12 protein-coding genes are annotated in these 13,085 nt (G+C 34.4%); all 12 read right to left on the reverse strand.

Going from position 1 to position 13,085, the window contains the following annotated elements; genetic code table 11:
- Positions 1-268 precede the first annotated feature (268 nt).
- Entirely contained in the window at positions 269-1,039 is a 771-nt protein-coding gene (locus EG814_RS03250; RefSeq protein ID WP_125718832.1) for a Bax inhibitor-1/YccA family protein, read from the reverse strand.
- A gap of 152 nt (positions 1,040-1,191) precedes the next feature.
- Positions 1,192-2,583, reverse strand: a complete 1,392-nt coding sequence (locus EG814_RS03255) for an NADH-quinone oxidoreductase subunit N (RefSeq protein WP_125718834.1) — start codon at positions 2,581-2,583, stop codon at positions 1,192-1,194.
- Between the two features lie 65 nt (positions 2,584-2,648).
- On the reverse strand, positions 2,649-4,088 hold the full coding sequence (locus EG814_RS03260; RefSeq protein WP_125718836.1) for a complex I subunit 4 family protein: 1,440 nt from the start codon (positions 4,086-4,088) through the stop codon (positions 2,649-2,651).
- 10 nt (positions 4,089-4,098) lie between these two features.
- Positions 4,099-5,982 carry an NADH-quinone oxidoreductase subunit L gene (nuoL, locus tag EG814_RS03265; RefSeq protein WP_125718838.1) on the reverse strand — a complete coding sequence of 628 codons (1,884 nt, stop codon included), beginning with the start codon at positions 5,980-5,982 and terminating at the stop codon, positions 4,099-4,101.
- Between the two features lie 6 nt (positions 5,983-5,988).
- Positions 5,989-6,309, reverse strand: a complete 321-nt coding sequence (nuoK, locus tag EG814_RS03270; RefSeq protein ID WP_008466103.1) for an NADH-quinone oxidoreductase subunit NuoK — start codon at positions 6,307-6,309, stop codon at positions 5,989-5,991.
- Positions 6,309-6,848 carry an NADH-quinone oxidoreductase subunit J family protein gene (locus tag EG814_RS03275; protein WP_125718840.1) on the reverse strand — a complete coding sequence of 180 codons (540 nt, stop codon included), beginning with the start codon at positions 6,846-6,848 and terminating at the stop codon, positions 6,309-6,311. Before EG814_RS03275 ends, nuoK begins: the two co-directional genes overlap by 1 nt.
- Positions 6,849-7,394 carry a NuoI/complex I 23 kDa subunit family protein gene (locus EG814_RS03280; protein ID WP_125718842.1) on the reverse strand — a complete coding sequence of 182 codons (546 nt, stop codon included), beginning with the start codon at positions 7,392-7,394 and terminating at the stop codon, positions 6,849-6,851.
- 87 nt (positions 7,395-7,481) lie between these two features.
- A complete protein-coding gene (gene nuoH / locus EG814_RS03285; protein WP_125718844.1) occupies positions 7,482-8,534 on the reverse strand; it encodes an NADH-quinone oxidoreductase subunit NuoH in 1,053 nt (350 codons plus the stop codon).
- A gap of 6 nt (positions 8,535-8,540) precedes the next feature.
- On the reverse strand, positions 8,541-9,569 hold the full coding sequence (locus EG814_RS03290; protein WP_125718846.1) for a 2Fe-2S iron-sulfur cluster-binding protein: 1,029 nt from the start codon (positions 9,567-9,569) through the stop codon (positions 8,541-8,543).
- 90 nt (positions 9,570-9,659) lie between these two features.
- Positions 9,660-11,030 (reverse strand): NADH-quinone oxidoreductase subunit NuoF, encoded by a 1,371-nt coding sequence (gene nuoF / locus EG814_RS03295; RefSeq protein ID WP_125718848.1) that lies wholly within the window; start codon positions 11,028-11,030, stop codon positions 9,660-9,662.
- A gap of 1 nt (position 11,031) precedes the next feature.
- Positions 11,032-11,562 carry a complex I 24 kDa subunit family protein gene (locus EG814_RS03300; protein ID WP_125718850.1) on the reverse strand — a complete coding sequence of 177 codons (531 nt, stop codon included), beginning with the start codon at positions 11,560-11,562 and terminating at the stop codon, positions 11,032-11,034.
- Positions 11,563-11,825: 263 nt separating this feature from the next.
- Complete coding sequence (locus EG814_RS03305; RefSeq protein WP_125718852.1) at positions 11,826-13,064, reverse strand: NADH-quinone oxidoreductase subunit D; 1,239 nt, start codon at positions 13,062-13,064, stop codon at positions 11,826-11,828.
- Positions 13,065-13,085 lie beyond the last annotated feature (21 nt).

Here is a 13,085-nt window from a genome sequence, read left to right on the forward strand (position 1 = left end):
GTAATTTATTACACATTATCAGTTGTATAAGAAAAGCCGTATTTTACTAGCTTTTTGTAAATTTCTCAATTTAATGAAGAGAAATATAAAAAAGATATAATTTTTTTAGTTACAATAAATTACATTGTATTTTTTGTAGGAAATAGACTCTTTTTTGTTTTCTGAGAACAGATTATTCTTAAAATTTGATTTAATAAATTATTCTATTGAAATAAAAAAGCCCTTTTGATTTTACTCAAAAGGGCTTAAATTTTATATTAAAGAATTACTAGTCTTTACTAGAAAGTTTAGATAAAAGTCTTAAGAATTCAATGTATAACCAAACCAATGTGATCATTAATCCCATTGCTCCGTACCATTCCATGAATTTTGGCATTTTTTCTCTTGCACCTTTTTCAATTAAATCAAAATCTAAGAATAAATTAAGAGCTGCAATAATAATTACAAAAATACTGATTCCGATACTCATCATAGAATTTCCATAATGAACAGGCTGCCAGCTAGTAATAAATAGAGAGACTAACCAAGAGATTAAGTAATAAGTCGCAATCGCTAATGTTGCTGCAACGACAACAGATTTGAATTGTTCTGTAACCTTCACAATTCTAAATTTATATAAACCAAGACAAACTAAAAAAGTAACTAGAGTTGCACCAACGGCATTAATTACAATTCCTGGAAATTTTAATTCAAATATCGCAGAAATACCTCCAATAAACAATCCTTCAAATAAAGCATATCCAGGAGCTAGGTAAGGAGAAGCTTGTGGTTTAAATGAAGAAACCAATACTAAAATAAAACCAATAATTGCACCTCCAATTGTAGGCAGCATAGGATTCATTCCGTTAAAAGCCATCCACCATGTTACCATAGCAGCACCGCATAAAATAAGAAATAAGATTGCAGTTTTGTTGATTGTTCCAGATACCGTCATTTCTTGATTATAATCAATAATCTGAGCTTGGTGTACTTCTGTTCTTGAGTCAGCATTAGAAAAACGCTTACTGTTTAAAAATGGATTTTTTGAATTAAAGTTCATAATTTAATGCATTTAATTGAATTCAAATATATGGAGATTTTTTGAAGTGCAATCTCAGAAGAGAATTTTTTAACATGAATTTCTGTTCTTTATAAAGCAAAAAAATCCATTCGCAGTAACGAATGGATTTTTCTATATATTGTATTCTTATCTTAATTCAATAAGTCTAAAACTAATGAAGGAAATAAACCAATAATAATATTTAAAGCAATTGAAATTACTGCAGTTGCATAAATAAGGAATGGTCTTCCTGTTCTTTCCTGATTTGGTTCTTTAGAATACATTGCCAAAATTAGTTTGAAATAGTAACCAACACTAATAATAGAATTGATCACAGCAACAATTACTAAACCGATATATCCTGCTTGAATAGTTTGGTTGAATAAGAATAGCTTAGCAAAGAATCCAGAGAAAATCGGAATACCAGCCATCGACAATAATGAACCTGTAAGGATTGCAGCCAATAGCGGATTTGTTTTTCCTAAACCGTGGAAATTGGTAATATCTTCATTATCATGATCTCTGCAAACATATAAAATGACACTGAAAGCAGCGATTCCTGATAATGCGTAAGCAGCAGTGTAGTATAATAAAACTCCAGCAGAAGCTGAAACCGTTAATAATGTCATTAACATGAAACCTGCATGAGAGATTCCAGAGAATGCAAGCATACGTTTTACGTTTACTTGTCTTAATGCCATGATATTACCAACAGACATCGAAGCAATAGAAAGAACAACTACAATAACTTCAAAAGTGTGTAAGAGATCTTGGTTGTCTAATGAAGCAATTAAGTTCATACCAGAAACCAATTTAAATAAAGTTGCAATTGCTACTACTTTTGCCAATGTGCTCATTAAAGCTGTTGTTAAAGCAGGAGAACCTTCGTAAACATCTGGAGCCCAGAAATGGAAAGGAACAGCAGCTACTTTAAATAACATACCGATAACCACTAAAATCATACCGATTGGAAACCAGATTGGCAACTCTGCAGAAAGTGCGCTTTCGTGAATTTCGCTAATATCAAAACTTCCCATTGCACCGTAAATCAAACAAATACCGAATAAGATAATTCCAGAGGCAAAAGATCCCATCAAGAAATACTTCATACCGGCTTCGTTACTCTTAATGTTCAAACGATCGCTTGCCGCTAAAACATACAATGCAATAGATAAAATTTCAATTCCTAAAAAGAACATCGCTAAGTTTCCAAAAGAAACCATTGCTACAGCTCCAGCCAATAAGAAAACTTTAATGGCAACATAGTCTGAAATTTTAGTTGGGTGATTGTGGTAGAAATTATGACTTAATGCTACAAGGAAAATTGTCAAAACGATAAACAATGATGAAAAAGAAGTAGAGAACTTACTTACTGTAATCATATTGTTGTAATAACTTTGTTCCATTCCGAATTCGCAGAAATTTATGGCCAATACTCCCAGTAAACCTAAGATGGTAAAAGGAACGATGGCTTTTCTTAAATTAAGAATTTCAAACAATAGGCAGAAAATACCCAATCCTGTTATAGCTATTAATGTATTCATTTTTATCTTTTTGATTTAGGATTTCAATTTTAAGTGTAATCCTAATTTATTTTTTGTTTAAAATATTAGTTCTTATTGATAACTTGTAAAATAGTTTCCAAGCTTGGTGTAATCAAATCTGTGATTGGTTTTGGATAAAATCCGAAGAACAATAAAACAGCGATAATTACTGCGAAAGAAATTCCTTCGTTAAGTGTCACATCTGCAAAAGCTTTTGAGTTCGTTTCACCCAACATTACGTGCTGGAACATTCTCAACATATAATAAGCTCCTAAAATAATAGTCGTTCCTCCTAAAATAGCAAACCAGATATTAATTTGAGATAAGCTGTATAAAACGGTAAACTCACCAACAAAGTTAAATGTACTCGGTAATGCAACAGAAGCTAATACTAAGATTAAAAACATTGAAGTAAATTTTGGAGATTGAGCACGGATACCGCCCATTTCTGCAATATTTCTAGTTTCGTATCTTCTAAAAATAACTTCGGCAGCAAAGAATAATCCAACTACCACAAAACCGTGAGCAATCATTTGTAAAACCGCACCTCTTAAACCATCAAGTGTTAGAGTATAAGAAGCCGCTGCGATTAAACCAACGTGAGCAAGAGAAGAATAAGCTAATAATTTTTTAAGATCTTTTTGTCTTAAAGCGACAATCGACCCGTAAATTACACCTGCAATTCCTAAAGCAATAAAGATATACATGTATTCTTTTGCAGCTGTTGGCGCAAGTGGCAATTGCCATCTAAGAACACTGTAAAGTCCCATTTTTAGCATAATACCAGATAAAAGCATTGTTCCAACTGTTGGTGCTTTTTGGTATACATTTGCCTGCCAAGTATGAAAAGGAATAATCGGAATTTTAATAGCATAAGCTAAGAAGAAAGCCAAGAAAATCCAGAATTGCTCGAAAGCAGATAAATTTAATTTGTATAAATCTTCAATTAAGAAAGATCCCGCTTTTGTGTATAAATAAATAAAAGCAGTCAACATGAATAATGAACCAGCAAGCGTGTAAATAAAGAATTTAACCACTGCTTTTCTGCGTTCTTCAGCATCGCCATTCCCCCAGATTAAAGCAATAAAGTAAATCGGAACAAGAGCAAGCTCCCAAAAAATATAATATAAAAGACCGTCAGAAGCTAAGAAAGTTCCTGTCATAGCAAATGCCATAAAAAGAATCAATCCGTAGAAAGCTTTTGCATTTTTATATTCATTTCCAAAAGAAGAAAATATAATAATAGGAGTAAGGGCTGCAGTTAATAAAACCATTGCCAATCCTAATCCGTCAGCGTTTAAAGCGAAAGAAATTTTAGGTTGCGTAATCCAGCTGTTGATTACGCTAATATTTTCACCAGCATTATAATTATTCAATAATACAATTGAACATCCTAAAGCGGCTAGGCTGAAAAGCAAAGCAACTTTTGAAGCTAGTTTGTCACCAGAAAAATAAGTGGCAAATGCACCAATTAAGAGTATAATTAATATAGTAGAAACGTTCATAGTTATAATATTATTGAGCTAAAAATATATAGGAAATAATGGCACACATTCCTAAAACAAATACAAATAGGTATAATCCGATACTTCCTGATTGTAATCTCTTTCCTTGAAAAGCAATTTCGTTTGTCACTTTACCTAATCCGAAAACAAGAGCAGATAAACCAGTTTCGATATAATCTCTAAAGAATTTAGATAAGCTATTAATTGGCTGAACAAATACAGCATCGTAAACTTCGTCTACATAATATTTGTTGTATAAAACTTTGCTTAAACCAGTAATGTTTTCATCAGATTCTGGAAAATTATCTTGTTTAAAGTATTTTATGTAAGCAATTAAAATTCCTAATAATCCACCAAGAACAGCAACACCCATTAAAGTATATTCAGTTGTTCCTAAATGGTGTTCTTCGCCTGCTACTTTTGTGAAAAGTGGAGCTAAATAATGATTTAACCAGCTGTTTCCAGGTAAACTAATTAATCCACCGAAAGTCGCTAAAATAGCTAAAATGATAAGTGGAATAGTGATTAATGAACCACTTTCGTGTAAATGATGTTTTTGTTCTTCAGTTCCTCTAAATTCTTTAAAGAAAGTCAAGAACATTAAACGGAACATATAGAAAGCTGTCATGATTGAAGCAACAGATCCAACAACATATAATGGAATACTATGGTGGAAAGCTGTCAATAAAATTTCATCTTTAGAAAAGAATCCAGAGAAGAATGGAACTCCAGAAATCGCTAATGAAGAAATTAACATAGTCCAAAATGTAATTGGCATCGCTTTACGCAAACCTCCCATGTTGCGCATATCTTGCTCTCCGTGTAATCCGTGAATTACAGATCCAGAACCTAAGAATAAACAAGCTTTAAAGAAAGCGTGAGTGATTACGTGAAAAACAGCTACTTCATAAGCTCCAAATCCTAATGCTAAGAACATTAATCCTAATTGAGAAACTGTAGAGTAAGCCAATACTTTTTTGATATCAGTCTGTACTAATCCAATTGTAGCAGCAACCAATGAAGTAATAGCTCCAATAATTGCGATTACATTTTGTACATCATGAGCTAAGTCAAATACAAAGTTTAATCTTGTTACCATAAAGATACCAGCAGTTACCATCGTAGCCGCGTGAATCAATGCAGAAACTGGAGTTGGTCCAGCCATCGCATCAGGTAACCAAGTGTATAAAGGAATCTGAGCAGATTTACCACAAGCTCCAATAAATAAACATAAAGCAGCTAAAGAAAGTAAAGGTAAATTTAAGTTAGTTGCTCCCGTAATTGCAGTTTTTAAAGTTGCATAATCTAAAGTTGAAAACATCGATCCGATGATGAACATTCCGATTAATAAACCTAAATCTCCAATTCTGTTCATGATGAAAGCTTTTTTCGCAGCATCATTGTAATCTTGGTTTTTATGCCAGAATCCAATTAATAGGTAAGAACAAAGTCCAACACCTTCCCATCCGATGAAAAGAACTAATAAATTGCTTCCAATTACAAGTGTAATCATAAAGAATACGAACAGATTTAAATACGCAAAAAACTTGTGCATATTTTCGTCGTCGTGCATGTAACTGATAGAGTATAAGTGAATCAAAGATCCAATTCCAGTTACGAATAATAACCAAAGAACAGATAATTGATCTAATAAAAATCCAAGATTGATTTTTAAGTTGCTAATTTGAATCCAATCAAATAAAGTAACCTGAATTCCTTTTCCAGTTGAAGTTATTTGATTAAAAAGTAAAAGAGAAACTACAAAAGAAATTGCTACGGCAACAGTTCCGATTGCACCAGAAGCTGTTTTCCCTAAGCTTTTTCCAAAAAAGACATTTACTAGAAAACCTAGTAAAGGAGTTAAAACTAAAATTAAAGCTAAATTGGTATCCATTTCTGATTATCCTTTTAAATTTTTTAAATTATCGATACTAATTGATCCGATATTTCTAAAGATAGAAACTAAAATGGCCAATCCTACCGCAACTTCGGCTGCAGCAACCGCCATCGAGAAGAACACAAAAACTTGTCCTTGCGCATCTTGATGATAAGTTGAAAAAGCAACAAATAAAAGGTTTACCGCATTCAACATAATTTCGATAGACATGAAAACGATAATAGCATTTCGTCTGTACAATACACCAAAAATACCAATACAGAAAAGTACAACACTCAAAAAGATGTAGTTTTCAATACCTATTTGATTTAATATATTACCCATTATTTATTTAATTTTTCTTTTTTAGACAATAGAACTGTTCCAATCATAGCAACCAAAAGTAAGATCGAAGCAAATTCAAAAGGAACCATATATTCGTCCAATAAAATTTTACCTAAAACTTTAATTGATTGGAAATCTTCTCCAGTAGAATCGTATTCACCTACAATTGGTTTCGAGTTAATAAAGATTGTAATCAAAACAATCAAAATTAAACAGAAAGAAACAATAGCGCCTAAACGTGTAATTCGAGGGCGGTGAACTTCCCGTTGTTCGTTCAGGTTCATCAACATGATGGTAAACAGGAACAGAATCATAATAGCTCCAGAGTAGACTATTATATGAACAACAGCTAAGAATTGAGAATTTAATAACAAATAATGACCAGCAATCGAGAAGAAACAGATTACCAAATAAATGGCACTGTGAATCGGGTTTCTGCTGAAAATAGTCAAGAAAGCAGTAATAACGGTAATAAACGCTAAAAAGCAAAAGATAACTTGAACAGTTGTTGCGTGTGCAAAATCAGGAATATGTATCATTTAGTTAGCGTTTTTAAGTTGAGCGTTTTTCAAAGCCATTTCTAAAGGCATTACTAATTTGTCTTTCCCGAAAATGAAATCTTCTCTGTTGTAGCTAGCAGGAACTAAAACTTTAGATTCAGTTAAGTAAATAGCGTCTTTTGGACAAGCTTCTTCACATAAACCACAGAAAATACAACGCAGCATATTAATTTCGTAGATTTCTGCATATTTCTCTTCTCTGTACAAGTGTTTTTCATCAGCCTTGCGTTCTGCAGCTTTCATAGTAATCGCTTCTGCAGGGCAAGATAGTGCGCATAATCCACAAGCTGTACAGTTCTCACGACCTTGTTCGTCGCGTTTCAGCATGTGCTGACCACGGTAAACTGGACTCATTTCACGAACCTGCTCTGGATAATGAATCGTAACTTTTTTTCTAAAAAGGTGTTTTACGGTAATAACCAGACCTTTTACAATCGCCACAAGATACAATCGTTCAATAAAAGACATGTCTTTATTTGACACCACCTTTTTTCTACCCGATAATGATATAGTTTCTATTGACATTTTTACTATTATAGTTTATGATTTACAATTTGACAGCAATCAAATTCAAAATCTATTTTGTTTTTTATTTGAAGCTCATTGAGATTCTTAGAATCCTAAAGCAGCTAAGATATCGTGTCTTAAAATAACAACACCTGTTATCATGATATTAATGATTGAAAGCGGAATTAAAATTCTCCATCCTAAATTCATTAATTGGTCATATCTAAATCTTGGAATTGTCCAACGTACCCACATGTAGAAAAATATGAAGAAACATATTTTTACAAACAATGCTGCAATTCCTAATAAGTTAGCAACATTTACACCTACATTTTCTACCATCCATTGCATTCCTGGGTAGTTGTATCCGCCAAAGAATAAAACAGAAATAATAGTAGAAGAGATAAACATACTCGCATATTCAGCAAATAAATAGAATCCCATTTTCATGGATGAATATTCTGTATGGTAACCTCCAATTAATTCGTTTTCACATTCAGCTAAATCGAAAGGAGTTCTGTTTGTTTCTGCAAATGAACAGATTAAGAAGATTAAGAATGATAAAGGCTGATAAAAAACGTTCCAGTTCATTCCTTGCTGCTGTAATGAGATTTCTTTTAAACTCATTGTTCCAGTCATCATCAATAAAGCAATTATCGATAATCCCATTGCAACTTCGTAAGAAACCATTTGAGAAGCGGCACGAATAGCTCCCATCAAAGAGAATTTATTGTTAGAAGCCCATCCACCAATCATGATGCCGTAAACTCCAACAGAAAGAACTCCAAAAATGTATAGTAAAGCAATATTTACGTCTGTAGCCTGAAGGATAATGTCTCTTCCAAAAAGATGTAAACGATCTCCCCATGGAATTACCGCACTTGTCATTAAAGCAGTACTCATTGCAATTGCAGGTCCTACTACGAATAAAAATCTGTTTGGTGTGTTTGGAAAAAACTCTTCCTTAGAGAACAATTTCATACCATCTGCAAGTGGCTGTAATAAACCTCCCCATCCCGCACGGTTAGGCCCAACACGGTCTTGCAAGAAAGCAGCAACTTTACGTTCTGCCCAGGTAGAATACATTGCCATAATCATTGTAACCGCAAAAACGACTACAATCACAACACTCTTTTCTATAATAAATGCACTTTCCATTTCTTACTATTTTTGGTCTTTATCAGTTAATGGAATTGCTGCCATACTAATCTTCTTACGGTCAATATCACGGCCTAAAAGAATGTTCTTTTCTGTATCGATCGTTACTTTCTCTAATTTCTGAGTGTAATTATTTTGGTTGATTACAGAGTCTTTTTCAAACTCTCTTGGCCCTTCAATTACCCAATCCTTAACATCTTTATGTTCAAAACGACAGCTGTTGCAGATGAATTCTTCTACTTCGTGGTACTCGTCTTTACGACCAGTCACACGTTGAATTTCGCCACCAAACATCCAAACTGTAGTTTTTCCGCAACATCCTGGAGTTGTACACTCTCTATGCGCATTATAAGGTTTGTTAAACCAAACTCTTGATTTAAAGCGGAAAGTTTTATCTGTTAAAGCTCCAACTGGACAAACGTCGATCATGTTTCCAGAGAACTCATTTGTAATCGCTTTAGAAATGCAAGTTGAAATATTAGCGTGATCTCCACGATCTAATACTCCGTGAACTCTGTTGTCTGTCAATTGATCTGCAACTTGTACACATCTTTGGCAAAGAATACAACGGTTCATGTGCAATTGAATATTCGGGCCAATATCTTCTGGTTCAAATGTTCTTTTTTCTTCAATGTAACGTGATTTCGGATTTCCGTGTTCGAAACTTAAATTCTGTAGATCACATTCCCCAGCCTGATCACAAATAGGACAGTCTAACGGGTGATTGATTAATAAAAATTCTGTTACAGATTTACGAGCTTCAGTTACTCTTGCAGACGATTTACTGTTCACTTCCATACCGTCCATACATCCTGTTACACAAGATGCCATTAATTTTGGCATTGGTCGTGGGTCAGCTTCACTTCCTTTCGAAACTTCAACTAAACAACAACGGCATTTTCCGCCGCTGCCTTTTAATTTTGAGTAATAGCACATGGCTGGCGGAACTAAATCTCCTCCAATCATACGTGCAGCCTGCAGGATCGTCGTTCCTGGTTCTACGTCTATACTTTGACCGTCTATGGTTACTTTCATCTCTTTTTTTGTTTTTTTAGTTTCAGGTTTAAAGTTTCAGTGCCGATAGCTATCGGTATTGAAACTAAAAAAACTTGAAACTTGAAACTATTATATAATTACTTTGCCGCCAACTAAATGTTTAACCTGAGAAAAAGGCTCAGCTACAAAGTGATCTCTATTTTTAATTTTTTCTGGGAAACGAACGTGATATTCGAACTCATCTCTAAAGTGACGAATTGCTGCAGCTACTGGCCAAGAAGCGGCGTCACCAAGTGGACAAATTGTGTTTCCTTCAATTTTGCTTTGAATGCTCCACAATAATTCTATATCTTCTTCACGGCCTTGACCGTTTTCGATTCTCCATAAGATTTTTTCCAACCATCCCGTTCCTTCACGGCAAGGAGTACATTGTCCGCAAGATTCGTGGTGGTAGAAACGAGCAAAATTCCAAGTGTTTCTAACCACACAAGCAGTGTCGTTGTATACGATAAATCCTCCAGAACCTAACATAGATCCAGTTGCAAAACCACCATCACTTAAAGATTCGTAAGTCATTAATCGGTCTTCCCCGTTTGCTGTTTTAAAAATTAATTCAGCTGGTAAAATTGGCACAGAAGAACCTCCAGGAACAAATGCTTTCAAAGGTCTGCTTGAAGACATTCCTCCTAAATATTCATCAGAATTCATGAATTCGTCAACACTTAAACCTAATTCAATTTCGTAAACTCCAGGATTTTTAATGTGTCCAGAAGCAGAAATTAATTTAGTTCCAGTAGAACGGCCAATTCCAATTTTAGCATAATCGTCACCAGAATTGTTTACAATCCAAGGCACCGTTGCAATAGTTTCCACATTGTTCACTACTGTTGGGTTTGCCCAAAGACCAGAAACCGCTGGGAAAGGTGGTTTAATACGAGGATTTCCTCTTTTACCTTCCAAAGATTCGATTAATGCTGTCTCTTCTCCACAGATATATGCTCCAGCTCCACAGTGAACATGAAGTTCCAAATCATAACCTGATCCTAATATATTTTTTCCTAACCAGCCGGCAGCTTTTGCTTCGGCGATTGCTCTTTCTAAGATTTTGAAAACCCACATATATTCTCCACGAATGTAGATATACGAAAGGTTAGCGCCTAGAGCGTAGCTTGAAGTAATCATTCCTTCGATCAATAAGTGAGGAATATATTCCATCAAGAATCTATCTTTGAATGTTCCTGGCTCAGACTCATCGGCATTACACACTAAGTGTCTTGGTCTTCCTGATTTTTTATCAATAAAGCTCCATTTCATTCCAGCAGGGAAACCTGCACCACCACGACCACGTAATCCTGATTTTTTTACCTCTTCAGTAACTTCATCTGGAGTAAGTGTTTTTAAAGCTTTTTCTACAGAAGCATAACCACCGTTTTGGCGATATACTTCGTAGGTTTTAATTCCAGGAATATTGATTTTATCTAATAATATTTTTTGTGACATCTTATTTATCGTGTAATATTATTTTATCCTCTTTACAATCAGCAATAATCTGATCGATTTTCTCTTCTGTCAATTTCTCTTTGTAGAAATCTCCCAACTGCATCATCGGAGCGTATCCGCAAGCACCTAAACATTCTACACCAGCAATGGTAAACATTCCGTCTGGAGTTGTTTCGCCCATTTTAATGCCTAATTTTTCAGAAGTGTAATCCATCAAATCCTCAGCACCTCTTAAACAGCAGCAAGAAGTCTGGCAGAACTCAAACATATACTTTCCAATTGGCTTTTGGTTGAACATCGTATAGAAAGTCACCACTTCATAAACCTCGATTGGTTTAATCTGAAGAATCTCGGCAACTTTATCTTGAAGTTCAATACTAAGCCAGTTGTTGTGTGCATCCTGAACTTCGTGCAAAACAGGCAATAAAGCCGATTTTTGTTTGCCCTCAGGATAATGACTGATCAATTCATTGATGCGGTTCATCAATGATTCAGTCATATTTATTTCTTGTTTGTAATGTTTACGTTCCATTTTTATTTTAGATTTTAGATTTTAGTCCCGATAGCTATCGGGATAGATTTTTTCAAATCTTTGTCCAATCCGTATTCTGCAATCTTGTTAATTTTAGATTTCTGAGTTTAGATTTTAGATTTTTTCAAATCGGTACCTATAATCGGTATCTATAATTTTTTTAAGTTTTAGATTCTCCAATCTTTATTTGGGTTAGATTTGTGACTCTAAATTTTAAAATCTGCGAAGTAATCTAAAATCTAAACTCTTAAATCTACAATCAATTACGCGTCTAATTCTCCTGCAATTACATTCAAACTTGAAAGGATGATAATTGCATCAGATAGCATGGCGCCTTTAATCATTTCTGGGAATGCTTGATAATAAATAAAGCAAGGTCTTCTGAAATGTAATCTATATGGAGTTCTACTTCCGTCAGTAACTAAATAAAAACCTAACTCTCCATTTCCACCTTCGACTGGGTGATATACTTCTGCAACTGGTACAGGAACTTCTCCCATTACAATCTTAAAGTGATAAATTAGAGATTCCATAGAAGTGTAAACATCTTCTTTTGGAGGAAGATAGTAATCTGGAACTTCAGCATGATATTCGTTTCCTGGAGGCATTTTTTCTAACGCCTGACGAATAATGCTTAAACTTTCCCAAACTTCAGCATTACGAACACAGAAACGATCGTAAGTGTCTCCTGATTTTCCTACAGGAACAATAAAATCGAAATCTTCGTAAGATGAGTAAGGCTGTGCCACACGTACGTCATAATCAACTCCTGCAGCACGCAAGTTTGGACCTGTAAATCCGTAAGCCATTGCTTTTTCAGCAGTAATACCACCTACGTTTACAGTTCTATCAAGGAAAATTCTATTTCTTTCGAATAAGTTTTGGAATTCCTGCCAAACTGGAGGAAATTCTTCTAAGAAAGCATCTAGTTTTTTGAAAACTTCTGGAGACCAGTCTATTTCAAAACCACCAATTCTTCCCATATTGGTTGTTAAACGAGCACCACAAATTTCTTCGTAGATTTCGTAGATTTTTTCTCTAAATTGAAAAACGTATAAGAAACCAGTATACGCACCAGTATCTACACCTAAAATTCCGTTACAAATAATGTGGTCTGTAATACGAGCCAGCTCCATAACGATAACTCTTAAATACTGCGCTCTTTTAGGAACTTCAATACCTAATAGTTTTTCTACAGTCATCCACCATCCCATATTGTTTATTGGAGATGAACAATAGTTCATACGGTCTGTAAGAGGTGTAATTTGATAAAAAGGACGATTTTCGGCAATTTTTTCGAAAGCTCTGTGGATGTAACCAATAGTTGGCTCAGCCTCAAGAATTTTTTCACCATCCATCAGCAAGATATTTTGGAAAATACCGTGTGTAGCAGGGTGAGTCGGACCTAAATTCAGTACAGAAAGTTCGCTTCCGTCGTCATTTAGTCTCTCCTTAATTATTTTAGCATAACGATGCTCTGGTGGTAATAATAGTTCTGACATTTTATAATGTTGAATTATTTT

Source organism: Flavobacterium ustbae, from assembly GCF_003946915.1.
In the GTDB taxonomy this organism is placed as follows: Bacteria; Bacteroidota; Bacteroidia; order Flavobacteriales; family Flavobacteriaceae; genus Flavobacterium; species Flavobacterium ustbae.